Annotated in this window: 37 protein-coding genes; 31 read left to right on the top strand and 6 right to left on the bottom strand. The window is 48.2% G+C overall.

Annotated elements, in window-relative coordinates:
• Positions 1–71 precede the first annotated feature (71 nt).
• The 5 genes from AACR41_RS13050 to AACR41_RS13030 all read right to left on the bottom strand — a co-directional run bounded on the left by AACR41_RS13050 (position 72) and on the right by AACR41_RS13030 (position 7901).
• Complete coding sequence (locus tag AACR41_RS13050; protein ID WP_030006196.1) at positions 72–1802, bottom strand: ammonium transporter; 1731 nt, start codon at positions 1800–1802, stop codon at positions 72–74.
• Positions 1803–1871: 69 nt separating this feature from the next.
• On the bottom strand, positions 1872–2936 hold the full coding sequence (locus AACR41_RS13045; RefSeq protein ID WP_030006195.1) for a potassium channel family protein: 1065 nt from the start codon (positions 2934–2936) through the stop codon (positions 1872–1874).
• Between the two features lie 431 nt (positions 2937–3367).
• The gene (locus tag AACR41_RS13040) at positions 3368–5140 is read right to left on the bottom strand and encodes a hypothetical protein (protein ID WP_030006194.1); all 1773 of its coding nucleotides are present in this window, start codon (positions 5138–5140) and stop codon (positions 3368–3370) included.
• 16 nt (positions 5141–5156) lie between these two features.
• Positions 5157–5471 carry a potassium channel family protein gene (locus tag AACR41_RS13035; protein WP_030006193.1) on the bottom strand — a complete coding sequence of 105 codons (315 nt, stop codon included), beginning with the start codon at positions 5469–5471 and terminating at the stop codon, positions 5157–5159.
• Positions 5472–5756: 285 nt separating this feature from the next.
• The gene (locus tag AACR41_RS13030; protein ID WP_030006192.1) at positions 5757–7901 is read right to left on the bottom strand and encodes a polyribonucleotide nucleotidyltransferase; all 2145 of its coding nucleotides are present in this window, start codon (positions 7899–7901) and stop codon (positions 5757–5759) included.
• A gap of 592 nt (positions 7902–8493) precedes the next feature.
• Here AACR41_RS13030 and rplC point away from each other — a divergent pair.
• The 31 genes from rplC (at position 8494) to prfA (ending at position 25473) form a co-directional block, all read left to right on the top strand.
• The gene (gene rplC, locus AACR41_RS13025) at positions 8494–9135 is read left to right on the top strand and encodes a 50S ribosomal protein L3 (RefSeq protein WP_012306690.1); all 642 of its coding nucleotides are present in this window, start codon (positions 8494–8496) and stop codon (positions 9133–9135) included.
• A 100-nt stretch (positions 9136–9235) separates the two neighbouring features.
• Positions 9236–9868: a 50S ribosomal protein L4 gene (rplD, locus tag AACR41_RS13020; protein ID WP_012306689.1), complete on the top strand. Its 633-nt coding sequence runs from the start codon at positions 9236–9238 to the stop codon at positions 9866–9868.
• A gap of 4 nt (positions 9869–9872) precedes the next feature.
• Positions 9873–10184, top strand: a complete 312-nt coding sequence (locus AACR41_RS13015) for a 50S ribosomal protein L23 (RefSeq protein ID WP_030006191.1) — start codon at positions 9873–9875, stop codon at positions 10182–10184.
• 22 nt (positions 10185–10206) lie between these two features.
• Positions 10207–11034, top strand: a complete 828-nt coding sequence (rplB, locus tag AACR41_RS13010; RefSeq protein WP_030006190.1) for a 50S ribosomal protein L2 — start codon at positions 10207–10209, stop codon at positions 11032–11034.
• A 36-nt stretch (positions 11035–11070) separates the two neighbouring features.
• Positions 11071–11349: a 30S ribosomal protein S19 gene (gene rpsS, locus AACR41_RS13005; protein ID WP_012306686.1), complete on the top strand. Its 279-nt coding sequence runs from the start codon at positions 11071–11073 to the stop codon at positions 11347–11349.
• Between the two features lie 15 nt (positions 11350–11364).
• The gene (rplV, locus tag AACR41_RS13000) at positions 11365–11724 is read left to right on the top strand and encodes a 50S ribosomal protein L22 (protein WP_030006189.1); all 360 of its coding nucleotides are present in this window, start codon (positions 11365–11367) and stop codon (positions 11722–11724) included.
• Positions 11725–11769: 45 nt separating this feature from the next.
• The gene (gene rpsC / locus AACR41_RS12995) at positions 11770–12492 is read left to right on the top strand and encodes a 30S ribosomal protein S3 (protein ID WP_012306684.1); all 723 of its coding nucleotides are present in this window, start codon (positions 11770–11772) and stop codon (positions 12490–12492) included.
• Between the two features lie 58 nt (positions 12493–12550).
• Positions 12551–12970 (top strand): 50S ribosomal protein L16, encoded by a 420-nt coding sequence (gene rplP / locus AACR41_RS12990; RefSeq protein ID WP_012306683.1) that lies wholly within the window; start codon positions 12551–12553, stop codon positions 12968–12970.
• Between the two features lie 3 nt (positions 12971–12973).
• A complete protein-coding gene (gene rpmC, locus AACR41_RS12985) occupies positions 12974–13180 on the top strand; it encodes a 50S ribosomal protein L29 (protein WP_030006188.1) in 207 nt (68 codons plus the stop codon).
• Between the two features lie 21 nt (positions 13181–13201).
• On the top strand, positions 13202–13441 hold the full coding sequence (rpsQ, locus tag AACR41_RS12980) for a 30S ribosomal protein S17 (protein ID WP_012306681.1): 240 nt from the start codon (positions 13202–13204) through the stop codon (positions 13439–13441).
• A gap of 52 nt (positions 13442–13493) precedes the next feature.
• Entirely contained in the window at positions 13494–13862 is a 369-nt protein-coding gene (gene rplN / locus AACR41_RS12975; RefSeq protein ID WP_012306680.1) for a 50S ribosomal protein L14, read from the top strand.
• A gap of 2 nt (positions 13863–13864) precedes the next feature.
• Complete coding sequence (rplX, locus tag AACR41_RS12970; RefSeq protein WP_012306679.1) at positions 13865–14215, top strand: 50S ribosomal protein L24; 351 nt, start codon at positions 13865–13867, stop codon at positions 14213–14215.
• Between the two features lie 74 nt (positions 14216–14289).
• On the top strand, positions 14290–14835 hold the full coding sequence (gene rplE / locus AACR41_RS12965; RefSeq protein WP_030006187.1) for a 50S ribosomal protein L5: 546 nt from the start codon (positions 14290–14292) through the stop codon (positions 14833–14835).
• A 25-nt stretch (positions 14836–14860) separates the two neighbouring features.
• The gene (rpsH, locus tag AACR41_RS12960; RefSeq protein ID WP_030006186.1) at positions 14861–15262 is read left to right on the top strand and encodes a 30S ribosomal protein S8; all 402 of its coding nucleotides are present in this window, start codon (positions 14861–14863) and stop codon (positions 15260–15262) included.
• A 33-nt stretch (positions 15263–15295) separates the two neighbouring features.
• Positions 15296–15838, top strand: coding sequence for a 50S ribosomal protein L6 (gene rplF, locus AACR41_RS12955; RefSeq protein ID WP_030006185.1), 543 nt, complete (start codon positions 15296–15298; stop codon positions 15836–15838).
• A gap of 2 nt (positions 15839–15840) precedes the next feature.
• Positions 15841–16203, top strand: a complete 363-nt coding sequence (rplR, locus tag AACR41_RS12950; protein WP_012306675.1) for a 50S ribosomal protein L18 — start codon at positions 15841–15843, stop codon at positions 16201–16203.
• 30 nt (positions 16204–16233) lie between these two features.
• On the top strand, positions 16234–16755 hold the full coding sequence (gene rpsE, locus AACR41_RS12945; protein WP_012306674.1) for a 30S ribosomal protein S5: 522 nt from the start codon (positions 16234–16236) through the stop codon (positions 16753–16755).
• 51 nt (positions 16756–16806) lie between these two features.
• A complete protein-coding gene (rplO, locus tag AACR41_RS12940) occupies positions 16807–17247 on the top strand; it encodes a 50S ribosomal protein L15 (protein WP_030006184.1) in 441 nt (146 codons plus the stop codon).
• A gap of 97 nt (positions 17248–17344) precedes the next feature.
• Positions 17345–18664, top strand: a complete 1320-nt coding sequence (gene secY / locus AACR41_RS12935; protein WP_012306672.1) for a preprotein translocase subunit SecY — start codon at positions 17345–17347, stop codon at positions 18662–18664.
• Positions 18665–18775: 111 nt separating this feature from the next.
• Positions 18776–19312, top strand: a complete 537-nt coding sequence (locus tag AACR41_RS12930; protein ID WP_030006183.1) for an adenylate kinase — start codon at positions 18776–18778, stop codon at positions 19310–19312.
• Positions 19313–19367: 55 nt separating this feature from the next.
• Positions 19368–19592 (top strand): translation initiation factor IF-1, encoded by a 225-nt coding sequence (gene infA, locus AACR41_RS12925; protein WP_006276978.1) that lies wholly within the window; start codon positions 19368–19370, stop codon positions 19590–19592.
• 138 nt (positions 19593–19730) lie between these two features.
• Complete coding sequence (gene rpmJ, locus AACR41_RS12920; RefSeq protein WP_071819462.1) at positions 19731–19844, top strand: 50S ribosomal protein L36; 114 nt, start codon at positions 19731–19733, stop codon at positions 19842–19844.
• Between the two features lie 74 nt (positions 19845–19918).
• Positions 19919–20296: a 30S ribosomal protein S13 gene (gene rpsM, locus AACR41_RS12915; protein WP_012306670.1), complete on the top strand. Its 378-nt coding sequence runs from the start codon at positions 19919–19921 to the stop codon at positions 20294–20296.
• A 59-nt stretch (positions 20297–20355) separates the two neighbouring features.
• Positions 20356–20745 carry a 30S ribosomal protein S11 gene (gene rpsK / locus AACR41_RS12910; RefSeq protein ID WP_012306669.1) on the top strand — a complete coding sequence of 130 codons (390 nt, stop codon included), beginning with the start codon at positions 20356–20358 and terminating at the stop codon, positions 20743–20745.
• Between the two features lie 113 nt (positions 20746–20858).
• On the top strand, positions 20859–21800 hold the full coding sequence (locus tag AACR41_RS12905) for a DNA-directed RNA polymerase subunit alpha (RefSeq protein WP_012306668.1): 942 nt from the start codon (positions 20859–20861) through the stop codon (positions 21798–21800).
• Between the two features lie 60 nt (positions 21801–21860).
• A complete protein-coding gene (gene rplQ / locus AACR41_RS12900; protein ID WP_012306667.1) occupies positions 21861–22211 on the top strand; it encodes a 50S ribosomal protein L17 in 351 nt (116 codons plus the stop codon).
• Positions 22212–22235: 24 nt separating this feature from the next.
• Positions 22236–23060: a tRNA pseudouridine(38-40) synthase TruA gene (truA, locus tag AACR41_RS12895; protein WP_030006182.1), complete on the top strand. Its 825-nt coding sequence runs from the start codon at positions 22236–22238 to the stop codon at positions 23058–23060.
• Positions 23061–23096: 36 nt separating this feature from the next.
• Entirely contained in the window at positions 23097–23552 is a 456-nt protein-coding gene (gene rplM / locus AACR41_RS12890; protein ID WP_012306665.1) for a 50S ribosomal protein L13, read from the top strand.
• The gene (rpsI, locus tag AACR41_RS12885) at positions 23552–23965 is read left to right on the top strand and encodes a 30S ribosomal protein S9 (protein WP_012306664.1); all 414 of its coding nucleotides are present in this window, start codon (positions 23552–23554) and stop codon (positions 23963–23965) included. Before rplM ends, rpsI begins: the two co-directional genes overlap by 1 nt.
• 85 nt (positions 23966–24050) lie before the next feature.
• Entirely contained in the window at positions 24051–24281 is a 231-nt protein-coding gene (gene rpmE / locus AACR41_RS12880; RefSeq protein WP_012306663.1) for a 50S ribosomal protein L31, read from the top strand.
• A gap of 100 nt (positions 24282–24381) precedes the next feature.
• Complete coding sequence (prfA, locus tag AACR41_RS12875; protein ID WP_030006181.1) at positions 24382–25473, top strand: peptide chain release factor 1; 1092 nt, start codon at positions 24382–24384, stop codon at positions 25471–25473.
• A gap of 86 nt (positions 25474–25559) precedes the next feature.
• Here prfA and AACR41_RS12870 read toward each other — a convergent pair whose 3' ends face one another.
• Positions 25560–25883 (bottom strand): hypothetical protein, encoded by a 324-nt coding sequence (locus tag AACR41_RS12870; RefSeq protein WP_030006180.1) that lies wholly within the window; start codon positions 25881–25883, stop codon positions 25560–25562.
• Positions 25884–26194: the final 311 nt, after the last annotated feature.

Genomic DNA, 26194 nt, shown 5'->3' with positions numbered 1-26194 from the left:
TTTTCCCGGAAAAAGGCAGGCCCAGGGGTAGAGGCTTTGTCAGTGTTTCAGGACTTGGTGAATTTATATTTTCAATCACTCCAATCTGCGGCAACTGGCTGATTTTCTCCAGAGGCAACGTTGGTAGCCTGCACTTGTGTTAAAAATTGCCCAAAGCTGGTGGCGGCGATCGCCATGTGGGTGATTTCGGCCATGGTCAGCGCCGGAGGCAAATCGGGTAATTGTCCTTGATAGGTGAGGCTCGGTTCCCCAAACCGCTGCTGGAAAATTTCTCCGAGTACAGTCTTTAGGGTCGTTTGTTGTTGCTGCTGTAGTTGTTCGAGGGCGGCTGTTTGTTGGTTAATGGTCTGGAGCAACTGTTGGAGGGAGCGGCCTAAAATGCCCAATTCATCGGGGCGATCGCCAAAACTGGCAAACAAATCGGGGTCAAAATTTTGGTGCTCAATGGCGGCCACGGCCATTGCGGTGATTGTATAAAGTTCCTCTAGGGATTCGGCATTTTCGCGGTGATTTTGTTCGAGGGCGTCGATCACTTGGTTGTAACGGGTGGCAATGTGGCCAATTTCCGTAAAGGGTTCTACGGGTACCCGCAGGGTCAAGTCTTGGGTCGCGGCCTGGTGATCCATCACCTGAAACAGTTCGTAGGCATCGGTTTTGGCCCCATGTTCAGAAATATTCAAACCCAGGGCTTCGGCTTCCGGGGAAACCCGCAAGGGATACCACCGCTGCAACAGCTGCAAAATTAGCCAAGTCAGTCCCGTCCCCCAAGCAAGGGCGATCGCCACCCCCAAGAGTTGTACCAACAGTTGACTATGGCGGGCTTCAACATTGCCAAATAAACCGACACAGAGGGTTCCCCACAGTCCCGCGCCCCCATGAACGGCGATCGCATCCACCGCATCATCAATTTTGTAGCGCTTTAAAAGACTCGACACCCACCGGGCCACCCCCGCCGCCGTTATCCCCACCACCACCGCCAAAGGACTCGACACCAGATCACAACAGGCCGTAATCGCCACCAGTCCCGCCAGGGAACCGTTAATAATTTCCTCGACCTCTGAGCGCTTGAGGTACCATTGGCTGAGGAGCATCGCCGTCACCATCCCCGCAGTTCCTGCCAGTACTGTATTCGTAATAATTTGGGGCACCTGGTCATTAAAAACGAAGGTACTTCCCCCGTTAAATCCCAGCCAGCCCACCCACAACAGCAACGCCCCCAAAACGGCAAAAGGCAAGTTCGATCCTTGGATTTTTTGGGTTCCTGTGGGGGTAAATCGCCCTTCCCTGGCCCCGACTAAAAGCAAGGTGCCCAGGCTCACCCAAGCCCCCATGCTATGCACCACCGTACTACCCGCAAAATCCAGAAACCCCAGTTGTCGCAACCAACCCGCTTCGTTCCAGGCCCAATGTCCAAAAACCGGATAGATAAACCCCGATACCAGGATCACAATGATGATATAAGCTTCAAACTTGAGGCGTTCGGCGATCGCCCCCGAAATAATCGTTGTGGCCGTACCGCAAAACATCGCCTGAAATAGGAAAAACGCCGCTTCTTCGGGGTTCCCAGTCGTGCCCAAAAAGAAATTGCTCCCACCGATCCCTCCCCACTGGGATAGCCCAAACATCAAACCATAGCCAATCCCCCAGAACAGCATCACCGACAGACCAAAATCGGAGAGGTTTTTAACGGCCACATTAATGTTATTTTTTGTGCGGGTCAGGCCAGATTCGAGGCACATAAAGCCAGCTTGCATCAACAGTACCAAACCAGCACAAATTAGCAACCACAGTTGATCAATCATAAAGTAATGGGTTTCCTTAGAAACGGATAATTCATCGGGATTAAATTAATTTTGCTGAAGGAAAAAAGCTTATTTAGGTTGAAATAATTGATAAAACCGGGCAAATTTAGGAATGTCTTCTTCGTGACCCAAAACCACTAAAATATCCCCAGAAGTTAACATTAAAGTTGGACTCGGATGGGTGATAAAATCGCCTTGAAATCGCCGTAAAGCCACCACAATAAAAGCCCCTTTGCCGCGAATTTCTAGCTCCCGGACTGTTTTCCCCACGAGGGATGATTGGGGGGCGATCGCCAACTCGATCATCTGCACATTAATTTGTTGCAAAAGATCATTCAGTTGTTCCTGTTGAGAAGACTGACTAAAAAAATCCGTTGCGGGAGGTGTCGTAATCAAATTAGCCATCCGCGCCCCACTGACACTGGCAGGTAAAATAACGTGGTTTGCCCCTGCTAACCGGAGCTTTTTTTCGGTACTGGGCACTTCCCCCCGCGCCAAAATCATTAAGTCTGGGTTTAACTCCCGGGCAGTCAAAGTAATAAATACATTGCTGGCATCGCTATCAAGCACCGTTGCTAAAGCCTTGGCCCGCCGAATGCCTAACCCCTGCAAAATCAGCTCATCTGCTGGATCTCCCTCCTTCGTTAAATACCCTCGCTGTTCGGCGATCGCCAACTGTTCTGGATCAATACTGAGCACCACAAAAGCTTGCCCCGAATCTTCGAGTTTTTGGGCTAGAATTTGGCCAATATAGCCAAAGCCACAAATAATAATGTGATTTTCTAAATTGGAAATGCTTTTACGTTGTCTTTCTGCCTCAAACGCCCGATTAATCTCTCCCTCTGTCACCATTTGCACAAATCCTCCCACCCCATAGATGGCCGCTGATGTCCCCGCTAAGATGACAAAAATCGTAAACAGTTTTTCCGGCGTCGTCTCCAGGGGTTTGACTTCTCCATATCCCACCCCAAACACCGTGATCACGACCATATAAAACGATTCTAGGGCCGTCCAACCAAACAGCATGTAGCCGCAGATCGCAATCACAATGGTAATTAAAAAAAAGATCGACCCAGTTGTTACCCGTTGAAAAGGGGTTTGAGAAAATTGAGGTGCAGTGTGGGGACGATCCATACCCTGAATAACTTTAAAGTGATCGCGATGGTTACCCTAGAGTATGGCAGTTTCTTTCAATCTAGCTTGTATCTAATTTAGCTTCCCTGAAAATCGTAGTTTTCTGGAATTTAGTCTTAACCTTTTGTTCGGGATTTCTTACTCCGGAGAAAATTGATTGATTTGTTCTTCTGCTGATTTTACAGGGATAGATAATGGTATTAAATAAAACAAGTCCCCAGGCCGCTTGAGGATTTTATGTTAAGTAAAAACCCTGAAAAATAACGATGTTACTCCTAAATTCTGAAGCTAAACTGAGGGGATAAAATGTAGGAAATTGGGCTCAGTTTTGGCAGCGGGTAGACGAGGCTGCCAGAAACAATTCCTTTAACTCAAAATGAATGACATCAGTCATTTTTTTAGAAGTATAGAGACGATTTCATAAGACATGTTTAATCACTTCTACCACCACCTAGTAACCACATTAAATTAAAACCAACGCTCACATCATCATCAGATTGACGAATTAGGCTACCAATATTTCCTTTGCCTGAGGTGTTGGTACCATAAACTCCTAAACCAAAATTGGATTTGGGAAATAGATAACGCGCAGCAGCTGCCCAAACAAAGGGATCATCACTAAGCATAGGAGTTACTTCACCAATTAGCTGTAGTCCGGGAGACAGCTGTAAATTAACACCTAAACCTGCACCAACAATGCTCTCGTCAGAAAATAACGCTACTTTCGGATTTAACGTAAAACTGATCGTATCATTGGGAGAATAAGCAAAAGATAAATCTCCTAAAAAGGAATCGGTACCATCTTGAAATACAAGTGCAATTCTCGAACCTAAGGAAAAGGAATCACCTTGGGCCTGATTCAAAAAATTAAGTTTAGTCGCAACACCAGATTTAAAATTATTTTGTAATGGCTGATCATTATCTGCTAATTGCGAAGCTAGAAATTCTATTTGAGCGGTATCACTGAGACCAAAACTAAGCTGTGCGCCACCACTGTCCCCATCAGTAGTAATTCCACCATCCAAAAGAATCATGCCTTTACGAACAGTGGTGGGACTACTAAGAAGAATGCCATCAAATAGTAATTGCTTCTCTCGATACGTCATAGGAGGAAAAGGGTTATCTCCAAAGTTCCCCCGATAGGTTTGAGCAAGATCAGGTGTATATCTAAGCTTAAATAAAGCTCCTACTTCATCACCATTGGGCAGAAAAGTTAGTAACTTAGTTGCTGGTGTGGTGCCTAGCCGGTTGGTCACTGAAAAATCCAAGGCGAGGTTCGGACTATGCAAATAACTAAAACCAGCATTCCAAACCACCTTTTCGCTAATACTACCGTCTGTATTGACGCTATTGCCGCCAGAAGAGCCAATCGGAAAATTAATGTCCGCTAGCAAACCAAATCTTTCACTTAATTGAAGAGTTATCCCTGTACCAACATTAAAGAAAGTACCGTAGAAATCTCCCCCATTAACGGTCTCAGGGAAAATCGTCGCTCCAGCCACTGCATGCCACTGAGCATTTTCGGAGATATTATATATCACTGGTAATTGAATGGTACCAGCCAGAACATTATCTTTTTGGCGGGCAGAAGTACCTTGTTCACTGAATAAACCATTTTCGGAACGGACTTGTATCCATTCAAGTGAACCAACAATTCCAAGACTATAGGAAGGCTCTTCGATCAGTTTGTACTTAACATTTGGTGCTACAGATGAAAAAGTTAGATTAGTTCTTTCTCCATTAAATCTATCACCTAAAACATCATCAAAAAATGAGACATCCGCACCTATTTGTAATCTGTCCGTAACACCATATTCAATAGAACCATAATATACTTGTAACCCCACACCAGTGGATTCTGAATTAGTAGGATAGACAATAAATCCAGAACTAAGATCAAGAACGCCTGAAGGCAATGTAGTTGCTGATTCTATAGTTGCAGGCTCTAAAAAATTAGCCTCGAAAGGACTGGTCGAATATTCAATGACTCGATTTCCTGTGACTATTGCTTCTTGAGTATCGGCATCTTCCTGCTCAACAATATCTGAAATCAGCATCTGAGCACTATTTTCTAAGTCGAAAGCATTGGTATCTGTAGAATTTCCTATCAGAGATTCGTTGACTTCATCTGCTGTAGCCACAGCAAAAAAACTAGTCACTAAATTGATAGAGAAAAGATATAGGCTTAGTTTTTTTACATTCATGGCAACAGCTAATTGATTAATCTACACAATGATAACGCCTTAAATCATATCCAGATCTTTTTTTGAAGTCAATGATGGCCGCTGATGTCCCCGCTAAGATGACAAAAATTGTAAAGAGCTTCTCTGGTGTTGTCTCCAGGGGGTTGACTTCTCCATATCCCACCCCAAACACCGTGATCACCACCATATAAAACGATTCTAGGGCCGTCCAACCAAACAACATATAGCCACAGATCGCAATCACAATGGTGATTAAAAAAAAGATCGACCCAGTTGTCACTCGTTGAAAAGGGGTTTGAGAAAATTGAGGTGCAGCGTGGGGACGATCCATACCCTGAATAACTTTAAAGCGATCGCGATGGTTACCCTAGAGTATGGCAGTTTCTAGCAAACCAGCTTGTATCTAATTTAGCTTCCCTGAAAATTACACTTTCTTAAAGTCTAATCTTAACCTTTTGTTGAAAATTTCTTACCTTGAAACAATTTGATTGGTTAGTCTATTCTTCCGACCATTTGACAACGATAAATTCTGGTGCCAAACAAAAAAAATCCCCCAAGTCACTTGAGGGAAATTACATTAAATTACAACACCGAAAAATAGTGATGTTTTATATTTTTATTGAGCAGCAACCCGAGCGGCGGCCGCTTCATCAGGATGGATCCCTAGGCGGGTGAGATTAATGCGTCCTTTGTTATCAATTTCGCGCACTTTAACCACCACTTCATCACCGACAGCAACTTCATCTTCGACTTTGCCCACGCGACCTTCTGCCAGTTGCGAAATGTGGATCATGCCCTCTTTCCCCGGCATAATTTCCACAAAGGCACCAATTTGAATAATGCGGGTGACTTTACCGAAATACACATCCCCTTCGTTGAGCTTGCGAGTCATGTTTACGATTAGGCGCTTGGCTTTCTCGGCATTTTCCGATTCAGAGGAGGCGATCGTTACGGTACCGTCATCGGCAATATCCACCTTAGCGCGGGTTTGCTCGGTAATCCCTTTAATGGTTTTGCCACCAGGGCCAATGACCATCCCAATTAAATCGGGATCAATCTTGATGGTGAGTAGACGGGGAGCGGCTGGGGACAATTCCTTCGGCTCGGCAATGACATCGGTCATTTTTTCGAGGATATGGAGACGAGCAGGCAACGCTTGCTTAATCGCTTCTGCCACCACTTCAACGGCTAGGCCAGTGATCTTCATGTCCATCTGGAGGGCCGTAATCCCGTCCGCTGTCCCGGCAACCTTAAAGTCCATGTCGCCGAGGAAGTCTTCAATCCCCTGGATATCGGTGAGGATGCGGACTTCTTTGCCTTCTTTGATCAGCCCCATCGCGGCACCACTCACGGGCTTGGCAATGGGCACCCCAGCATCCATCAATGCGAGGGTAGAGCCACAAACAGAACCCATGGAGGTGGATCCGTTGGAAGATAAGACTTCAGAAACGACCCGAATGACATAGGGAAATTCATCCTTCGGCGGCAATACGGGTAAAAGGGCGCGTTCGGCCAAGGCCCCGTGACCAATCTCTCGACGGCCAGGCGATCGCATTGGGCGAGTTTCACCCACGGAGTAGGGGGGGAAATTGTAATGGTGCAAGTAGCGCTTTTCGTCGGAGGGATGTAAATCGTCCATCTCTTGGGCATCACCGGGCGTTCCGAGGGTGGCAATGGATAAAACTTGGGTTAGACCTCGGTTAAATAAACCGCTACCATGGACGGCTCTCGGTAATACAGCAGTGCGGCAGGAAATGGGGCGCACTTGATCCAATTTACGACCATCAACCCGAACCCCATCTTCGACGATTTGGCTCCGCATCAGCTTTTTCGTCAGCGCCTTGAAAGTGTTATCAATGAGCTTAGGTTCTTCTGTGGTTTTCAGCCGCAGTGGTGCATCTTCCGGCAGAGCTTCGATGGCCTCAATGACTTCTGTTGCTTTGATTTCATCGAGGGCGGCATCGCGACCATTTTTATCGAGATCAAATTGACTCAAGACTTTTTTGATCTTGTCCGTGGCGCGATCGCCAATGAATTTTTCGAGCTCCTCATCCTTAGCGGGTGGCTCAGCGCTGACCATTTCAACGCCAAGTTCCTTCATCAGCGCACGTTGGGCTTCGATCAACTCTTGGATCGCCTCGTAGGCAAAATCAATCGCCTCGATCATGTCCGCTTCTGGCAACTGATTGGCTCCGGCCTCAACCATGATCACACCGTCGGGGGTGCCAGCAACTACGAGGTCTAAATCCCCATTCATCATTTCTCGGTAGGTGGGATTGAGGATAAAATCATCCCCCACCAGACCAACCCGGACGGCAGCCATCGGCCCGTAGAAAGGTAAACCCGCGAGCAATGTGGCCACAGAAGCCCCCGTCACAGCGAGAACATCCGGCGGCACCTCTTCATCGAGGGAGAGCGTTGTGGCAACAATCTGAATATCGTCCCGCAACCACTGGGGAAATAGCGGGCGCATCGGTCGGTCAATGAGGCGCGAAATGAGCGTTGCCCGTTCTGGGGGGCGGCCTTCTCTTCTTAGATAACCACCGGGAATTCGTCCTGCTGCGTATAACCGTTCTTCGTAATCTACCAACAAAGGTAGAAAGTCAATTCCTTGTCTGCCAGGGGCTGTCGTTGCACTGACTAAAACCGCTGTATCTCCTGATTCAATTAAAACTGACCCGCCGGCCTGAGGCGCAAACAAACCTGTTTTTAGTCGAATTTCTCGCCCATCGAAAGAAATCGACTGAATATGTTCTTGCATTATTGCGTGTTGTCCTTTTGTTTATGATCACTTTTCTTCGTTCTGTGGCAATCGTAACACTTTATGCTGGCCCCGATCCTAGACAGCATTGGCGATCGCCCCTGGTTCCTTGAACTCCCAAAAATCTCCTTCAAAGCGTCAATCTCTGTCTCAAGAATTAAGAACTGTCATGTTTTTCTGATACGCCCCTTGCCAAGGCTCACTTTCTCCGCTTATAATGCTCGCTTGTGGCTAAATGTAACCAGTTATACGAAGTTTCCTGACGAAGCATAGAACCCCTGCCCCCTTGTTCGTCGCATCGGTTCAACCCAGAAACAGGCTTCCCTCAGGCTGCATTTTCCGGTCACAATTTTTAGGCGATCGCCCCAAGCGACAGCCCCCCTCCTGCAGTTACAGCAAGATACTGAAGCAAGTGCTTTAAGTCTTGGGTAAAACGTAGCACACCTACCTGTAGGCAAAAACCTTTCAGAGCCATAAAACACTCTGAATATCCAAGAGTAGAAGACAAGAACCACAACTCCCTCGGGAGCGGTTCATATTATTTCTACTCACCTTTTAATGTTGTCTATTAGTAGATAGAGGTCTCTGTTCCGTGTCACTCGGTATCCTCGGTACTAAACTCGGTATGACCCAAATCTTTGATAACGAAACCGGAACTGCGATTCCTGTTACCGTTGTCCAAGCAGGGCCCTGTACCGTCACCCAAATCAAAACCTCCGAAACAGATGGCTACACCTCCGTGCAAATCGGCTACGGAGACGTTAAGGAAAAGAACTTAACGAAGCCTCAACTGGGGCATCTCAAAAAAGCAGATGCTGCCCCCCTCCGCCACCTCAAGGAATATCGCCTCGACGACGTTTCTGGCTATGAACTTGGCCAAGCGATCACTGCGAATATTTTTGAGGCCGGCCAAGTTGTCGATGTTTCTGGAAATACCATTGGTCGTGGTTTCGCTGGCTATCAAAAACGCCATAACTTTAAGCGAGGCAACATGACCCACGGTTCTAAGAACCACCGTCTCCCCGGTTCTACCGGTGCAGGGACGACTCCCGGTCGTGTTTATCCCGGTAAGCGCATGGCGGGTCGTTATGGTGGAACCAAGATCACCGTCCGTAAACTCGAAGTCGTTCGCGTTGACGAAGAAAAGAATTTATTGCTGATCAAAGGTGCAATTCCTGGCAAAGCCGGCAATTTATTAAGTATTGCTCCGAGCAATATTGTGGGCCAAAAGTAATTAGGTTTGCGTGGCGATCGCCATTTACAACCCCTTTACGAAAAACCACAGCTTTATTTATTTCATTAGCTGATAACCGATAATCCGATACTTCATCACTATGGTTAACTGCGCAGTAAAAAATTGGCAAGGAGAAGAAGTTGGCCAAGCCAACCTCGACTTCAAAGTTGCCAAAGAAGAAAATGCCGCACATATTGTCCACCGCGCCCTTGTACGTCAGCTAAATAACGCACGTCAGGGAACTTCTTCCACGAAAACCCGTGCAGAAGTCCGTGGGGGTGGACGCAAACCTTGGCGTCAAAAAGGAACTGGCCGGGCAAGAGCTGGTTCAATCCGTTCCCCATTATGGAAAGGTGGCGGTGTCATCTTTGGCCCCAAACCCAAAGAATACAACCTTAAAATGAACCGCAAAGAGCGTCGTTTAGCACTTCGTACCGCTTTCCACAGCCGGAACGAAGATCTCATCGTCGTTGAAAACTTTGCCGAGCAATTTGCCGCTCCCAAAACCAAAGAGTTGGTCAATGCCATGACCCGCTGGGGCGTCGCATCCGGTGAAAAAGTACTCCTTGTACTTGCTGAGATGACTGACAACGTATATCTCTCTGCCCGCAACATTGCTTCTGTGAAAATGGTTCCTGCCGATGGTTTGAATATTTTTGATATTCTTAACGCTGGCAAAATCGTAGTCACCTCCGAAGCACTGGCTAAAATCCAGGAGGTTTACAATGACTAGTAGAATGCCTACCGCGAGCCGGGTTCCAACCCGTGACCTCGCCGATCTAATTCTCAAGCCCATTGTTAGTGAAAAGGCGACAATTCTGCTTGAAGACAACAAATATGTGTTTGATGTTGCTCTCAAAGCAACAAAAACCGACATCAAAGCAGCCATTGAAACTCTGTTTGAAGTCAAAGTTGTTAAGGTCAACACCAGTCGGCCACCCCGCAAGAAAAAGCGCGTCGGTCGCTTTATGGGCTTCAAACCCCAGTACAAGCGGGCAGTCATCACCTTGGCAGAAGGGGATACAATCACATTGTTCCCAGAAGTATAGTCGTCATTCACTTGAATAAATCATGGGTATTCGTTCATTTAGACCATATACTCCGGGAACTCGTCAGGCTACGGTCTCTGACTTTTCGGAGATTACCAAATCCAAACCGGAAAAATCTCTTACCAAATACAAACACCGCAAAAAAGGCCGTAACAACCGTGGTGTGATCACTTGTCGTCACCGGGGTGGTGGCCACAAGCGCCTTTATCGTCTGATCGATTTTCGCCGCGACAAGCGGGATATGACCGCCCAGGTGATTGCGATTGAGTACGATCCAAACCGGAATGCTCGCATCGCCCTGGTGCAGTACGAAGATGGCGAAAAACGCTATATCCTGCAACCAGCTGGCCTTGGCGTCGGTGACACGATTATCGCTGGGGAAGAAGCGCCCTACGAAATCGGCAATGCTTTACCGCTCTACAAAATCCCCCTTGGTACTGAAATCCACAATATTGAGCTTTATGCCGGTCGTGGTGGCCAAATGGTTCGTTCTGCGGGTGCTTTTGCCCAATTGGTCGCTAAAGAAGGTGATTATGTCACCATCAAGCTGCCTTCCAAGGAAGTCCGGATGGTTCGCAAAGAGTGCTACGCCACCATTGGCAAAGTGGGCAACGCCGAAGCTCGGAACTTGAAGCTTGGGAAAGCGGGGAGAACCCGTCACCTGGGACGTCGGCCCCAAGTCCGCGGTAGTGTTATGAACCCGGTAGATCACCCCCATGGTGGTGGTGAGGGTAGAGCACCCATTGGTCGCAGTGGTCCTGTGACGCCTTGGGGTAAACCTGCCCTCGGTAAGAAGACTCGCAAGAAGAAGAAGCAAAGTAGCTCTTTGATTGTGCGCCGTCGCCGTTAATTATCTATTTTTGTTCATTACACGCTGTAAGAAACTATGGGTCGTTCACTGAAAAAGGGTCCGTTCATCGCGGACAGCCTCCTAAAAAAAATCGAGAAGCTCAATGCTTCCGGTGATAAACAAGTGATTAAAACTTGGTCACGGGCATCGACAATTTTGCCTCAGATGGTGGGTCACACGATCGCCGTTCACAACGGTCGCCAACATGTGCCTGTTTTTGTGTCTGAGCAAATGGTAGGTCACAAGCTGGGAGAATTTGCCCCCACACGGACCTTCAAGGGTCATGCCAAGAGTGATAAGAAAGCACGTCGATAAGGGTTAAAGAAAACAATGACTATCGATACTCAAACTGAAGTCAAGGCGATCGCCCGCTATATTCGGATGTCTCCGATCAAGGTCAGACGAGTCCTCGATCAGATCCGTGGCCGTAGCTACCGCGAAGCCTTAATCATTCTCGAATTTATGCCCTATCGCGCTTGTGAACCTGTACTGAAGGTTTTACGATCTGCCGTTGCTAATGCAGAGCATAACGAAGGGTTAGACCCCGCCGATCTCGTTGTTAGTGCAGCCTTTGCTGATGCTGGCCCCGTGTTGAAGCGGTTCCGCCCCCGGGCCCAAGGACGTGCTTATCAAATTCGTAAGCCCACCTGTCACATCACCGTTGCTGTGGCCCCTGGTGCTGCCGAATAGTACTCCTAACCTGTCGTAGATCGTAAACATCAAAAGGAACAAACCGTGGGACAGAAAATTCATCCAGTTGGTTTCCGTTTGGGGATTACAAAAGAGCACCTCTCCCGGTGGTACGCCGACCCCAAACAATACCCTGCCCTCGTGCAGGAAGACTACAAAATCCGCCAGCACATTGACGCAAACCTCAATAACGCTGGTATCTCTAAAGTTTTGATCGAACGCAAAGCCGATCAAGTTGACCTAGAGATTCACACTGCCCGGCCCGGTGTTGTCGTTGGCCGTGGTGGTTCTGGCATCGAAGCCCTCAGAACGGGTCTCCAGGATGTCCTTGGCGATCAGCGCCAAATCCGCATCAACGTTGTCGAAGTTAACCGCGTTGACGCCGACGCTGCCCTCATTGCTGAATATATCGTTCAGCAACTTGAGCGACGGGTATCTTTCCGTCGGGTTGTTCGCCAAGCCGTTCAACGGGCCCAAAGAGCAGAAGTTCAAGGGATCAAAATCCAGGTAAGTGGTCGCTTAAACGGCGCAGAAATTGCCCGGACAGAATGGGTGCGCGAAGGACGTGTTCCCCTACACACACTCCGCGCTGACATCGACTACTCTTACAAAACTGCCCAAACCATTTACGGAATTCTTGGGATTAAAGTTTGGATCTTCAAAGGCGAAATTATTCCGGGTCAAGAAGAAACTTCTGCCGCTAATGCTGCCCCTCTGCCCCGTCGTAAATCCCGACGTCAGCAGTTTGAAGACCGTAGCGAACAATAAATTGCCCAACTACTGGCAATTTAATTTTCTACCCTCACTGTTTACCCTTTAGGAAACAATGCTAAGTCCAAAACGTACAAAATTCCGGAAGCAGCATCGCGGTCGCATGCGGGGAATGGCGTATCGCGGCAACAACATTCAATTTGGTGACTACGCGCTCCAAGCCGTGGAACCCAGTTGGATTACCGCCCGTCAAATTGAAGCCGCCCGTCGTGCGATGACCCGTTACATCAAGCGGGGTGGTAAGATTTGGATCCGAATTTTCCCCGATAAGCCCATCACCATGCGTCCGGCAGAAACCCGTATGGGTTCTGGTAAAGGTAACCCTGAATTCTGGGTTGCTGTGGTTAAGCCTGGCCGGATCATGTTTGAGATGAATGGTGTCGCTGAGCCGATCGCCCGTGAAGCCATGCGCCTTGCGGCCCAAAAGCTGCCGATTAAAACCAAGTTCATCACCCGCAACGAGGAGTATATCTAAATCATGCCTTTACCCAAGATTGAAGATGCTCGCAAACTCAATGACCAAGAGCTTGCTGACGAAATCGTTGCCGTCAAGAAACAATTGTTTGACCTCCGTCTCCAACAAGGTACTGGTCGCCTGGAGAAAACCCATGAGATCAAGCATGCTCGTCACCGTCTCGCCCAGTTGATGACAGTCGAGCGCCAAAGACAACTCCAAGCTCAGTAAAAGTAGGAGACAGAATCTCGTATGGCTACGAAAGAAAGAGTGGGAATGGTCGTCAGCGACAAGATGGATAAAACCGTGATTGTGGCTGTGGAAAACCGCTCTCCCCACCCGAAATACAAAAAAATCGTGGTTAAGACCAAGCGTTTTAAAGCCCACGACGAGGAAAATAAGTGCAAAGTTGGCGATCGCGTTCGTATTCGCGAAACCCCTCCCACCAGCAAAACCAAGCGCTGGACTATTGCCGAAATCCTCAACCAATAGTTTTAACTAACTGTTGACCCTAATCTATTTTCTTTACCCTTACCGTAAAGCCGTGATTCAACAACAAACCTATCTTAATGTTGCCGATAATAGCGGTGCTCGTAAACTGATGTGCTTACGGGTTCTGAGTACAGGGAATTGTCGTTATGGTGGCATCGGCGATCAAATCATCGCTGTTGTTAAAGAAGCAATTCCCAACATGGGTGTCAAAAAATCTGATGTCGTTCGAGCCGTTATCGTGCGGACGCGTCAACCACTCCGCCGTGCTAGCGGTATGAGTATTCGTTTCGATGACAATGCCGCTGTCATTATCAATGCAGAAGGCAATCCGAAAGGCACCCGTGTTTTTGGTCCCGTCGCCCGTGAGTTACGGGATAAAAACTTCACCAAAATTGTTTCCCTTGCACCGGAGGTCATTTAACCATGGCAGGACGCAAAAGTTCCACCCCCACACGTCACAAAATGCATGTGAAAACGGGTGATACGGTTCAAGTCATTTCTGGTCGCGACAAAGGCAAAGTAGGCGAAGTCATTAAGACTCTGCCCAAATCCAGCAAAGTCGTAGTCAAGGATGTCAATATCCGCACCAAGCATGTCAAGCCTCAACAGGAAGGTGAGTCGGGTCAGATTCAAACCTTTGAAGCACCGATCCACAGCTCCAATGTGATGCACTATTCCGAGAAGGAAAAAGTCGCTAGTCGCATTGGCTACCAGCTGACTGAAGATGGCCGTAAAGTGCGTGTATTAAAGAAAACCGGTGAAGTGATCGACTAATCGGCTTTTCTTGAAATTTTTATCTACATTTAGTTTTTCCCTGACCAAGCCCAGGGAGGTTAAACGTAAAATCTATGTCTCAAAGACTCAAAACCCTTTATCAAGACAATATTGTTCCTAAATTAACGGAGCAGTTTGGGTACAGCAATGTCCATGAAGTGCCCAAGCTTGTCAAAATTTCAGTGAACCGGGGTCTCGGGGAAGCTTCTTCTAATGCCAAGGCGATGGAGTCTTCCATCAAGGAACTGTCAACCATCACTGGTCAACGCCCCGTAATCACCCGTGCGAAAAAGGCGATCGCCGGCTTCAAGATTCGGGAAGGGATGCCCGTCGGCGTGATGGTGACGCTGCGCTCCGAAAAAATGTATTCCTTTTTGGATCGTCTCATCAGCTTAGCCCTGCCCCGCATCCGTGACTTCCGTGGCATCAGCCCTAAAAGTTTCGATGGACGTGGCAACTACAGCTTAGGGATTCGTGAGCAACTGATTTTCCCTGAAATTGACTACGATTCCATTGATCAAATCCGAGGAATGGACATTTCCATCATCACCACCGCGAGAACCGATGAAGAAGGTCGTGCGCTGCTGAGAGAAATGGGTATGCCCTTCCGTGAAAGCTAAATCTTAGGAGAGATTAAAGGTAATAATGGCGGCTAACGATACCATTTCCGATATGCTCACCCGCATCCGTAATGCGTGCATGGTGCAGCATGACAACACAAAAGTCCCGATGACTCGCATGACCCGGAGCATTGCTGAAGTGCTGAAGGACGAAGGTTTCATTGACAACTACACCGAAGCAGGTGAAGGGATTGAAAAACACCTTGTTATTTCCCTGAAGTACAAAGGTCGTAATCGTCAACCGATTATCCAAAAACTTCAACGGGTAAGTAAGCCGGGGCTTCGGGTATACAGTAACCACAAAGACTTGCCTCGCGTGCTCGGTGGGATTGGAATTGCGATTATTTCAACTTCCAAAGGCGTGATGACAGATCGCCAAGCCCGTAAAGAAGGTATTGGTGGTGAAATTCTTTGCTACGTCTGGTAATCGTGGCTGAAGTTGATATCAGGAGAAAAACGAATGTCTCGTATTGGTAAAAAACCAATTCCCATCCCCGACAAAGTGACCGTTACCCTCAATGGTGCCAATGTTGCGGTTAAGGGCCCGAAAGGTTCCCTTGAGCGGACATTACCCGAAAAAGTAACTGTCACCCAAGAAGACAACACCGTTGTTGTCTCCCCCGTGGATAACTCTCGGACGGCCCGCGAACGTCATGGCTTGTGCCGCACCCTCGTGGCTAACATGATTGAAGGCGTTTCCCAGGGTTACTCAAAACAACTCGAAATTATCGGTGTTGGTTATCGGGCCCAGGTACAGGGAAATAAGCTCACCCTTAATGTGGGCTACAGTAAGCCTGTAGAAATGCAAATGCCTGAAGGCGTGACTGCGGCTATGGGTGAAAAAAATACTCAAGTGATCATCTCTGGTATTGATAAAGAGGTTGTGGGTAACACGGCTGCTAAAGTTCGTGCTGTCAGACCTCCTGAACCCTACAAAGGTAAAGGGATCCGCTACCAAGGTGAATACATCAGACGTAAAGCTGGTAAGGCAGGTAAGAAGTAGAGATGAAAGCAACTCGCAAACAACTCACGCAGCGTCGTCATTTCCGTATTCGCCGTCGTGTCGAAGGGACTGGCGATCGCCCCCGTTTAGCAGTATTCCGCTCCCACAAGCATATCTATGCCCAGGTGATTGACGATGAGAAGCAACATACCCTAGTCGCTGCTTCTACCCTAGACAAAGATCTCAAGGGCGAACTCGCATCCGGTGGTAACATCTCAGCTTCCACTGCAGTCGGTAATCTCATTGCCAAGCGCGCCCTCGAAAAAGGCATTACCAAAGTCGTCTTTGATCGCGGCGGTAACCTTTATCATGGTCGTGTCAAAGCCTTAGCAGATGCCGCTAGAGAAGCCGGTCTGGACTTTTAAGCTGTTGATGAAATCATTAGGAAAATAATTATGGCAAAGCGTCGTAAATCATCAAAGAACAAAGAAAAAGAAACAAACTGGCAAGAGCGTGTGATCCAAATCCGTCGCGTCAGCAAAGTTGTCAAGGGTGGTAAGAAACTCAGTTTTCGCGCCATTGTTGTCATTGGCAATGAGACCGGAAAGGTCGGCGTTGGCGTCGGTAAAGCAGGAGATGTCATTGGTGCTGTTCGCAAAGGTGTCTCCGATGCGAAAAAACACGTTGTCGATGTTCCTTTAACAAAAACCAACACCATTACCCACCGGATCAATGGCGTTGCGGGTGGCGCAAAAGTAATGATGCGTCCCGCTGCTCCCGGTACCGGTGTAATTGCTGGTGGTGCTGTGCGGACTGTACTCGAACTCGCTGGTGTGAAAAATATTCTCGCCAAACAATTGGGTTCTAGTAGCCCCCTGAACAATGCTCGGGCGACCGTTGATGCATTGGGTAACCTCCGGAGTTTCTCTTCCGTTGCCCAAGAGCGTGGCGTTTCTATCGAACGGATCTATGCCTAACCCTAATTTGGCGGGCTAAGGACATTAGTAAAACGTTTACTCAAAAAAACCATGAAGTTATCCAATCTATCCCCTAAAGCGGGGTCAAAGAAGCGTCGTCGTCGTGTCGGCCGTGGCATCGCTGCTGGCCAAGGCGCAAGCTGTGGCTTCGGCATGCGGGGTCAAAAATCCCGTTCTGGTACTGGTACAAAAGCTGGATTTGAAGGGGGACAAATGCCCCTTTACCGCCGTGTACCGAAGCTAAAGCACTTCACCATCGTGAATCCGAAAAACTTCACCATTGTGAATGTTGGCCAATTAGCTGACCTGCCAGCCAATACAGAAGTTACCCTTGAAAGCTTAATGGCAGCAGGCATTGTCACCACCAACGATGGCCCCCTCAAGGTTCTTGGTGATGGTGAATTGTCCGTTGCTCTCAAAGTAACTGCGGCGGCGTTTTCTAACGGCGCTAAAGCAAAAATCGAGGCGGCTGGCGGCAGTTGTGAAGCCTAGAAAAATTCGGGAACAAAGCACTAAGTTAGAATTTATCAAGGTTGCTTAATACTTCTTAGAACTGTTCATTACGTAAACTCCCGAAGAGAACATCACTATGGTTGTCAGTCGCGAAAAAACACCAACCGCCCAGGAAACCTTTATGCAAATGGCACAAGCCGCTGGCCTTCGGGGTCGTCTGCTTGTCACCCTTGGTCTTTTGGTTCTTGTTCGGTTTGGCGTTTTTATTCCAATCCCCGGCATTGACCGGGTGGCTCTAAGTGAGGGGATCCAAAATTCTCCTCTCTTGGGCTTTCTAGATGTATTTGCCGGTGGTGGTCTTTCCGCTGTCGGCATTTTTGCCCTAGGGATCCTTCCCTACATCAATGCCTCAATTATTATGCAGCTCATGACGGCGGCTATTCCTGCCCTTGAGGATATGCAAAAGAATGATGGTGAGGCTGGGCGTCGTAAAATTTCCCAGATTATCCGTTATGTGACGGTGGGCTGGGCGGCTTTACAAAGTTTTGGGATTACGCTGCAAATTCTGCGCCCCTATGCTTTAGATCCTGGTTTTACTTTCGTGTTGGAAACCACATTAGCACTGACGGCAGGTTCTGTCTTTGTGATGTGGATTTCTGAGCTGATTACCGAAAAAGGTTTAGGCAATGGGGCTTCTCTGTTGATTTTCGTCAACATTGTGGCCGTATTACCAAGAACTTTAGGCAATACTATTGAATTTGCCCAGACTGGTGGTCGAGCAGTGATTGCTAAAGTCATCTTGCTGCTGGTCGTTTTTCTGATCATGATTGTCGGGATTGTGTTTGTGCAAGAAGGGACACGCCGGATTCCGATTGTTTCTGCCCGTCGTCAGGTGGGTCGTAAGCTCTATCGGGAACGCACAAGCTACTTGCCCCTACGACTGAATCAGGGTGGGGTAATGCCGATTATTTTCGCCTCGGCTGTTCTGGTGCTGCCTTCTTCTTTGGCGGGTCTGGCTGGCTCAGGGGAAGGGTTCTTTGGTCAAGCGATCGCCACAATTTCGACACTGCTACAACCGGGCAGAATTCCCTATGTGTTGGTCTATCTCGCTTTGATTCTCTTTTTCAGCTATTTCTACGCGTCTTTGATCGTGAATCCGGTAGATATGGCCCAGAACTTGAAGAAGATGGGGTCTAGTATTCCTGGCATTCGTCCTGGTCGGGCCACGAGTGAATACCTCGAAAAAGTGATCAATCGTTTGACCCTATTGGGGGCAATTTTCCTTGGCTTAGTTGCAACGGTTCCTACTTTTGTCGAAGGGGCAACGGGGGTCACGACCCTACGGGGTTTTGGGGCCACTTCCCTACTCATCTTGGTGGGGGTTGCGATTGACACAGCCAAGCAAATTCAAACCTATGTTATTTCCCAGCGTTATGAAGGCATGGTTAAACAGTAGTGTTTTTAGCAGGGTTTAGATATTAGCTGGAATATCTAAACTCTTTGTTGATTTAGTAAGCAATTTGGATGGGAATAGAGGCGTTATGGCTCAGGGAGTAAGGTTAATTTTTTGGGGCCCCCAGGGGCTGGCAAGGGCACTCAAGCTCAGGTTTTGGCAGAGTCTTGTGGAATCCCCCACATTTCTACTGGCGAAATTCTCCGGGCGGCGATCGCCAATCAAACAGAACTTGGCCAACAGGCCCAGGGGTTTGTGGATCGTGGTGAATTAGTGCCCGATAGTCTGATTCTGAATTTAATTCGCGAAAGACTACAGGAGCAAGATGCCCAGCAAGGCTGGATTTTGGATGGTTTTCCGCGCAATGTGAGCCAAGCCGAGTTCCTTAACACCTTACTCACTGAGCTGAAGCAGCAATGTGACGTTGCCCTTAACTTGGAAGTTCCCGATGCCACATTGGTAGAACGCTTACTAAGTCGTGGCAGAAAAGATGACAACCAGGAGACCATTCGGCGTCGTTTAGAAGTTTACCGGGAGCAAACAGCCCCAGTGATTGACTTCTACCAAAAACAGGGTTCTCTGAAATCCGTCGATGGCGATCGCTCCCTCGAAGAAGTTACCGCCGCCCTAGAGCAGGCGATCGCTTCATAACTCCTGGTTAGAACTCGATGCCGATTGATGAAATTTATTAGGAGATCTATTTGTTTTGTCTAAACAAGATCTAATTGAAATGGAAGGTACCGTCACCGAGTCCCTTCCCAACGCTATGTTCCGGGTTGACTTGGACAATGGCTTTAATGTGCTTGCCCACATCTCTGGCAAAATTCGCCGGAATTACATCAAAATTTTACCGGGCGATCGCGTCAAAGTAGAACTGACCCCCTACGACTTAACCAAAGGGCGGATCACCTACCGACTCCGAAAAAAATAAGCCAATCCCATCCGTTTCTTATATTCAATAGCAAAAAAACTTGCTATGATGATAAGCTTGCGGAGTTTTGTGCTAATCGCCAATCGGTTCATAGCAGAATCAATATATAGAAAATTGCTAAATCTAACCTGAAAACCTATGAAAGTTCGAGCATCCGTCAAAAAAATGTGTGATAAATGTCGCGTGATACGCCGTCGCGGTCGTGTCATGGTGATCTGCGCCAATCCCAAGCACAAGCAACGTCAAGGGTAAACCGTAGAAGTCGCTGAGGCATTTATTCCGTAACTTATAAATTATTGAAATTGTTCATTTAGGGAGAAAAAATCGTGGCACGAATTGCAGGTGTTGATCTTCCCCGCGATAAACGCATTGAAATTGCCCTGACCTATGTGTATGGCATTGGTTTATCAAGAGCCCAGGAGATCATCGCAAACACTGGGGTAAACCCCGACACCAGAGTAAGGGATCTATCTGACGAAGATGCTCTTAAGCTCCGGTCTTACGTTACCGACAACTACCAAGTTGAAGGGGATCTCAGACGTCTAGAGTCCATGAATATCAAGCGTCTGGTGGACATCGGCACCTACCGGGGCCGTCGTCATCGCCAAGGTTTGCCCGTACGTGGTCAAAGAACCCGGACCAATGCCCGCACCCGCCGTGGTCGTCGCGTCACTGTTGCCGGTAAGAAGAAAGCACCGCGTTAATCCCTTGAGTTTTACCTCACAAAGCTACGCATTTATCCTATCTTCTACAGATTAAAATTATGGCACGACAAAAGAAAGGCAGCCCTAAGAAGGTTAAAAAGAATATCCCCAACGGTGTTGCCCACATTCAATCCACCTTTAACAACACAATCGTCACCATCTCCGATACCAAAGGCGATGCCGTGTCCTGGTCTTCTGCCGGTGCAAGTGGTTTTAAAGGGGCGAAAAAAGGGACTCCCTTTGCTGCCCAAACTGCCGCTGATAACGCAGCTCGCCGCGCAATGGAACAAGGAATGCGCCAAATCGAAGTGATGGTGAGTGGCCCCGGTGCGGGTCGTGAAACTGCGATTCGTGCTCTACAAGCCGCTGGTTTGGAGATTACCTTGATTCGCGATGTTACCCCCATTCCCCACAATGGTTGTCGTCCGCCCAAGCGTAGACGGGTATAAATCCTCTGCGACTGAATCCTTGACAACAGGAAAATCAGTCCAAGTAAATATCCATCTTGTCTGAAGGCTTGGTGCCTGGCTCAGATCGCGAAAAACGGGAGATCAGAAAAAGCGTGACACAGTTTCAAATCGAGTGTGTAGAAAGCAAAACACACAAAAATCAAAGTCAATATAGCAAGTTTGTCTTTGAACCCCTAGAGCGGGGTCAAGGAACAACCCTCGGCAATTCCCTCAGACGAATTCTACTGTCTAACTTAGAAGGAACCGCCGTAACAGCGCTGCGGATTGGTGGCGTGAACCATGAGTTTGCGACGATCCCTGGTGTGCGGGAAGATGCCCTTGAGATTATCCTCAATATGAAGGAAATCATTCTCAAGAGCTACACCCATCAGCCTCAGATTGGCCGCTTAACAGCCACTGGCCCTGGTCAAGTGACTGCGGCTCAGTTTGATCTGCCTTCTGAGGTGGAGGTCGTAGATCCGACCCAGTATATTGCGACCCTCGCTGATGGTGCAAAGCTGGAAATGGAGTTTCGGATCGAGAAGGGGAAAAGCTATCGCGCCGTTCAGCGGAATCGGGACGAGGCCACTGCTTTAGATTTTCTACAGATTGATGCGGTGTTCATGCCAGTCACTAAGGTGAACTATAGCGTCGATAGTATCCATAGTGAGGGAGACGCGGTTCGCGATCGCCTAACTCTCGAAATCTGGACAAACGGCAGTATTAAGCCAGAGGAAGCATTATCCCAGGCAGCGGCGATCGCCGTTGAACTGTTTAATCCCCTCAAGGATCTCACCCTCGAAGCCATCCAAGATGAGTTGCAAGAGGACGAAGACCCCACTAGCCAAATTCCCATCGAAGAATTACAGCTATCGGTACGGGCTTACAACTGTCTCAAGCGGGCGCAAATCAACTCTGTCGCTGATCTTTTAGACTATAGCCAAGAAGATTTGCTAGAAATCAAAAACTTTGGTCAAAAATCAGCTGAAGAAGTGATCGACGCCCTCAAAACCCGTTTAGGCATTACTTTACCGGAAGAAAAAACGGCGAAGTAAGTTTAAATTTATTTGATTTTTCATTGACTGTACTGTTTACATCCTAGGGAGGAAGAAAAAATGCGTCACGGTTGTCGCGTTCCCGAATTGGGGAGACCGGCGGATCAACGGAAGGCCCTCTTACGTGCCCTCACCACTCAACTGATTCGCCATGGCCAAGTAAAAACCACCAAAGCGCGGGCTAAGGCGGTTCGTTCTGAAGTGGATCGCATGATCACCTTGGCAAAAGATGGTTCCTTGGCTGCCCGTCGTCGGGCTTTGGGCTATATGTACGACAAAGATCTTGTCCATGCCCTGTTCGCCCAAGCAAAAGATCGCTATGGCGATCGCCAAGGGGGTTATAGCCGCGTTGTGCGCACCGTTCGTCGTCGCGGTGACAACGCAGAAATGGCAATTATCGAATTAGTCTAACCCAGACTAATCTGCCAACTGTCCATGCCCATGTCCCAAGCCAACCCCAGAAAACGCATCGCGTTGGTCATCCAATATATCGGCACTCACTTTTGTGGTTGGCAACGGCAAACAGCAGAAAGAACAGTGCAAGCCGTCATTGAAGAGACAATCTCCACCGTTGTCGGCAAAAAAATCACAATTCATGGTGCCGGCCGAACCGATAGTGGTGTCCATGCCGCCGGACAATTCGCCCACTTTGAATGTGAAAGCCTAATCCCTGGTTATAAATGGGCCAAAATCCTCAACGATCGCCTGCCACCCGATATCAATATCCGTGGTGCTTGCGAAGTTCCCCAGGATTGGCACGCACAATTTTCTGCCCAATGGCGACGGTATCGATACACCATCTATACCCACCCAACCCCAAACCTGTTCATTCAGCCCTATGCTTGGCATTATTACCAAGCTTCCCTCGATGAGACTCTCATCCAAGCAGCCCTGACGCCCCTATTGGGTGAACATCACCTCGCTGCTTTTCAACGGACTGGTTCCAAGCGATCCCATGCATGGGTCAATGTACAGGCAGCAGAATGTTCCCGTCGAGGCTCCTTTATTCATATAGAAATTCAAGCCAATGGGTTTTTGTATGGGATGGTTCGCCTACTGGTCGGGATGCTAGTGGACATTGGACAAGGTAAACTTTCTTTAGCGCAATTCCAAGATATTTGGAAAAATGAGAAGCGACACCTTGTAAAATATTCAGCCCCAGCAAAAGGCTTATGTTTACTTAGGGTTGGTTATCCTGAGCCTTTGTTTCCACCCCATATTTGGTTTGATACCCAGCCAACTTTTCTACTAACTCATTAGTTGAATTCCTTATGCGTCATCTAGCGCAAAAATTTTATGATTAAGACACCTTTACCGAAACAAGAAACCCTCGACCAGAAATGGTACGTGGTCGATGCTGCTGACCAACGCTTGGGTCGTTTAGCCAGCGAAGTTGCCAAAGTACTCCGGGGCAAAAACAAAGCGGAATACACTCCCCACATGGATACTGGGGATTTTGTGATTGTCGTGAATGCCGAAAAAGTGGTTGTGACGGGTCGCAAGCCTGAGCAAAAGCTTTACCGTCGTCACTCCGGTCGTCCTGGTGGGATGAAAGTTGAAACCTTTAATCAGCTGCAAGACCGGATTCCTGAGCGCATTATCGAAAAAGCAGTGAAAGGAATGCTGCCGAAAAATGCCCTTGGTCGTCGTTTGTTCACCAAGCTAAAGGTCTATGCTGGGACTGAACATCCCCATGCCGCCCAACAACCCGAAGTTCTGACCATCAATACTATTCCCGGAGGAGATAACTAATGAACGCAACCGCTACTCAAGATCGCCCTATTTACTGGGGAACAGGTCGTCGTAAGGCATCCATTGCCCGGGTACGCCTTGTACCTGGTTCTGGCAAAGTTGTTGTTAACAACCGCTCCGGGGAAGATTATTTCAACCGGATTCCTGGTTACCTTGCGGTGCTAAAGTCTCCCCTGGAAACCCTGGGCCTAGAAAGCGAGTATGACATTCTTGTGAATGCCCATGGTGGTGGCTTGACTGGTCAAGCAGATGCCGTGAAGCTAGGTGTTGCTCGTGCGCTGTGTGAATTGGATCCAGACAACCGCCAGCCTTTAAAAATTGAAGGCTATTTGACCCGTGACCCCCGCTGTAAGGAACGGAAAAAGTACGGTTTACACAAGGCCCGCAAAGCGCCTCAGTTCTCCAAGCGTTAATTATTTGGTCTGGCGTTCGTTATGGCTACTGTGGCGATCGCCTTTATGCATTTTATTAAACTAAATTGATTAGAGAATAATTCCCATGCCCAAAGCTGATATTCATCCTGAATGGTACCCAGACGCCAAAGTCATCTGTAACGGTGAAGTTGTGATGACGATTGGTTCTACCCAACCTGAAATCAACGTTGAAATTTGGTCTGGTAACCACCCCTTCTACACCGGAACTCAAAAGATTATCGATACCGAAGGTCGTGTAGACCGTTTCCTCCGGAAGTACGGTATGCTCAGCAACAATTCCGACGACCAGAAATAGGTATTTCCTTGAGTTTTCCCAACCCGGCAGCCCCCTGCTGGGTTCCTTTGTTTTTTAGGGATCTCTTTCCTTCCCCTAGCGTAAAAACGTTCTGTGCATTATGGCTGAAGCATACTTACTCGATAAACTAAAGTCCGTCGAACAAACCTTCCAGGAAATGACCCGACGCCTGGCCGATCCCGACATCGCGACGAACCCCGATGAACTGCAACGGGTGGCAAAAATTCGCTCCTCCCTCGAAGAAACAGTAAATACCTTCAATCAGTGGAAAGAAGCACAAGAAGAACTCCGGGGAGCAAAGGAAATCCTCAAAGAATCCGCCGGAGATCCCGAAATGAAGGAAATAGCGGCTTTAGAAGTCGAGGAACTTGAAAATACCATTGATACCCTCGAAAATCGCCTGAAGATTCTGCTGTTACCCAAGGATCCCAACGACGAAAAGAACATCATGTTAGAAATTCGCGCCGGAACAGGGGGCGATGAGGCGAGCATTTGGGCTGGGGATCTGCTCCGTATGTATTCTCGCTATGCCGAAGGTCAAAACTGGCGGGTGAAACTCCTGAGTGAATCGGCCGCCGACATGGGGGGCTTTAAGGCCGTCATCCTAGAAATTCAAGGGGAACAAGTTTACAGCAAATTAAAGTATGAAGCTGGCGTTCACCGAGTCCAGCGGGTGCCTGTCACCGAAGCTGGGGGGCGGGTTCACACCTCCACAGCAACCATTGCTGTGATGCCAGAAGTTGATGATGTCGAAGTAGAAATTGATCCCAAGGACATTGAGATGACCACCGCCCGTTCTGGCGGTGCTGGGGGCCAGAACGTCAACAAAGTAGAAACGGCCGTTGACCTGTTCCACAAACCGACGGGAATCCGCGTCTTTTGTACAGAAGAGCGATCGCAATTACAGAACCGAGAGCGGGCAATGCAAATTCTCCGGGCAAAGCTCTATGAGATGGAACTCCAGCGACAGCAAGAGGAAGTCAGTTCCATGCGCAAATCCCAGGTGGGTACCGGAGCCCGTTCCGAAAAAATTCGCACCTACAATTACAAAGATAATCGCGTCACAGATCACCGCCTAGGCCAAAACTTTTCCTTAGCCCCGGCCCTAGAAGGAGATATTGAGGATATGCTCCAGGCTTGCATCTCCCAAGACCAACAGGCTCAACTCGAACAACTCGCCGCCGAAAGCTAATAAATCCTTCCCTGGGGAAGGTGGCCATAGGCCGGAAGGGGTTCTGCCCTGGGAAAGGCGATCGCCGCTCGGAAGAAGTCCCCTCCCTATGGTTGAACCTCACTGCAAACCTGGTAAAAATCTGTTTCTGGCGGTTCTGCAAAGAGAGGATTCATTTCCGCCATAATTTTTTGGCTAAGCTCCGTCTGATTTTTATCCATATCCTCGATGTTGTCCCAAAGGATCATCGCAATGCCTTGATCACTGTTTGGCCCCATTTTTTGCAGCAAAAAAGCCCCTTGGAATCCCTCTGAATAGCTAGACACAATTTTTTCATAAAGGGTTTGGGCCTGGGCAAACCGTCCAGGTTTAAATTCACCGATCGCCACATACGCAACCTTATGGCGGAGACAGTCGTTAAGTCCTTGCATAGTTGAATTTCCCATTGTCTAAAATTACATGGCCTGGGGCGATCGCCTGTCGCCTCTGCCAATAATTTCACTGTAGCGAGAGAATCCCCCTAGAAAGCCTCTTTACGCATTTTCTTAACCGCTTTTGTGTTTATGTCAACTTTTTTGTCACATTTCCAACACACCACTATCCGTCTATTCTTGGATCTTTAACCTGCCATTAATCCAACATCAAGGCGATATTAATCCTCCTTTGGTTCACTAGAGGTGCATCAAACCATAAACTAGCCCGTATCCAACTTTACAGATATTGAAAGTTGTGAATTTCTGGG

Origin of the sequence: Picosynechococcus sp. NKBG042902 (genome assembly GCF_963864045.1) — a bacterium.
Classification (GTDB): Bacteria; Cyanobacteriota; Cyanobacteriia; order Cyanobacteriales; family MRBY01; genus MRBY01.
This window is presented reverse-complemented; position numbering and strand designations above follow the sequence as displayed.

Excerpts from the sequence above, each read along its gene's own strand:
- AACR41_RS13050 (WP_030006196.1), bottom strand. The coding sequence starts at position 1,802 with ATGATTGATCAACTGTGGTTGCTAATTTGTGCTGGTTTGGTACTGTTG.
- AACR41_RS13045 (WP_030006195.1), bottom strand. The coding sequence starts at position 2,936 with ATGGATCGTCCCCACACTGCACCTCAATTTTCTCAAACCCCTTTTCAA.
- AACR41_RS13040 (WP_030006194.1), bottom strand. The coding sequence starts at position 5,140 with ATGAATGTAAAAAAACTAAGCCTATATCTTTTCTCTATCAATTTAGTG.
- AACR41_RS13035 (WP_030006193.1), bottom strand. The coding sequence starts at position 5,471 with ATGGATCGTCCCCACGCTGCACCTCAATTTTCTCAAACCCCTTTTCAA.
- AACR41_RS13030 (WP_030006192.1), bottom strand. The coding sequence starts at position 7,901 with ATGCAAGAACATATTCAGTCGATTTCTTTCGATGGGCGAGAAATTCGA.
- rplD (WP_012306689.1), top strand. The coding sequence starts at position 9,236 with ATGGTTAACTGCGCAGTAAAAAATTGGCAAGGAGAAGAAGTTGGCCAA.
- AACR41_RS13015 (WP_030006191.1), top strand. The coding sequence starts at position 9,873 with ATGCCTACCGCGAGCCGGGTTCCAACCCGTGACCTCGCCGATCTAATT.
- rplB (WP_030006190.1), top strand. The coding sequence starts at position 10,207 with ATGGGTATTCGTTCATTTAGACCATATACTCCGGGAACTCGTCAGGCT.
- rpsS (WP_012306686.1), top strand. The coding sequence starts at position 11,071 with ATGGGTCGTTCACTGAAAAAGGGTCCGTTCATCGCGGACAGCCTCCTA.
- rplV (WP_030006189.1), top strand. The coding sequence starts at position 11,365 with ATGACTATCGATACTCAAACTGAAGTCAAGGCGATCGCCCGCTATATT.
- rplP (WP_012306683.1), top strand. The coding sequence starts at position 12,551 with ATGCTAAGTCCAAAACGTACAAAATTCCGGAAGCAGCATCGCGGTCGC.
- rpmC (WP_030006188.1), top strand. The coding sequence starts at position 12,974 with ATGCCTTTACCCAAGATTGAAGATGCTCGCAAACTCAATGACCAAGAG.
- rpsQ (WP_012306681.1), top strand. The coding sequence starts at position 13,202 with ATGGCTACGAAAGAAAGAGTGGGAATGGTCGTCAGCGACAAGATGGAT.
- rplX (WP_012306679.1), top strand. The coding sequence starts at position 13,865 with ATGGCAGGACGCAAAAGTTCCACCCCCACACGTCACAAAATGCATGTG.
- rplE (WP_030006187.1), top strand. The coding sequence starts at position 14,290 with ATGTCTCAAAGACTCAAAACCCTTTATCAAGACAATATTGTTCCTAAA.
- rpsH (WP_030006186.1), top strand. The coding sequence starts at position 14,861 with ATGGCGGCTAACGATACCATTTCCGATATGCTCACCCGCATCCGTAAT.
- rplF (WP_030006185.1), top strand. The coding sequence starts at position 15,296 with ATGTCTCGTATTGGTAAAAAACCAATTCCCATCCCCGACAAAGTGACC.
- rplR (WP_012306675.1), top strand. The coding sequence starts at position 15,841 with ATGAAAGCAACTCGCAAACAACTCACGCAGCGTCGTCATTTCCGTATT.
- rpsE (WP_012306674.1), top strand. The coding sequence starts at position 16,234 with ATGGCAAAGCGTCGTAAATCATCAAAGAACAAAGAAAAAGAAACAAAC.
- rplO (WP_030006184.1), top strand. The coding sequence starts at position 16,807 with ATGAAGTTATCCAATCTATCCCCTAAAGCGGGGTCAAAGAAGCGTCGT.
- secY (WP_012306672.1), top strand. The coding sequence starts at position 17,345 with ATGGTTGTCAGTCGCGAAAAAACACCAACCGCCCAGGAAACCTTTATG.
- rpmJ (WP_071819462.1), top strand. The coding sequence starts at position 19,731 with ATGAAAGTTCGAGCATCCGTCAAAAAAATGTGTGATAAATGTCGCGTG.
- rpsK (WP_012306669.1), top strand. The coding sequence starts at position 20,356 with ATGGCACGACAAAAGAAAGGCAGCCCTAAGAAGGTTAAAAAGAATATC.
- rplQ (WP_012306667.1), top strand. The coding sequence starts at position 21,861 with ATGCGTCACGGTTGTCGCGTTCCCGAATTGGGGAGACCGGCGGATCAA.
- truA (WP_030006182.1), top strand. The coding sequence starts at position 22,236 with ATGCCCATGTCCCAAGCCAACCCCAGAAAACGCATCGCGTTGGTCATC.
- rplM (WP_012306665.1), top strand. The coding sequence starts at position 23,097 with ATGATTAAGACACCTTTACCGAAACAAGAAACCCTCGACCAGAAATGG.
- rpsI (WP_012306664.1), top strand. The coding sequence starts at position 23,552 with ATGAACGCAACCGCTACTCAAGATCGCCCTATTTACTGGGGAACAGGT.
- rpmE (WP_012306663.1), top strand. The coding sequence starts at position 24,051 with ATGCCCAAAGCTGATATTCATCCTGAATGGTACCCAGACGCCAAAGTC.
- prfA (WP_030006181.1), top strand. The coding sequence starts at position 24,382 with ATGGCTGAAGCATACTTACTCGATAAACTAAAGTCCGTCGAACAAACC.
- AACR41_RS12870 (WP_030006180.1), bottom strand. The coding sequence starts at position 25,883 with ATGCAAGGACTTAACGACTGTCTCCGCCATAAGGTTGCGTATGTGGCG.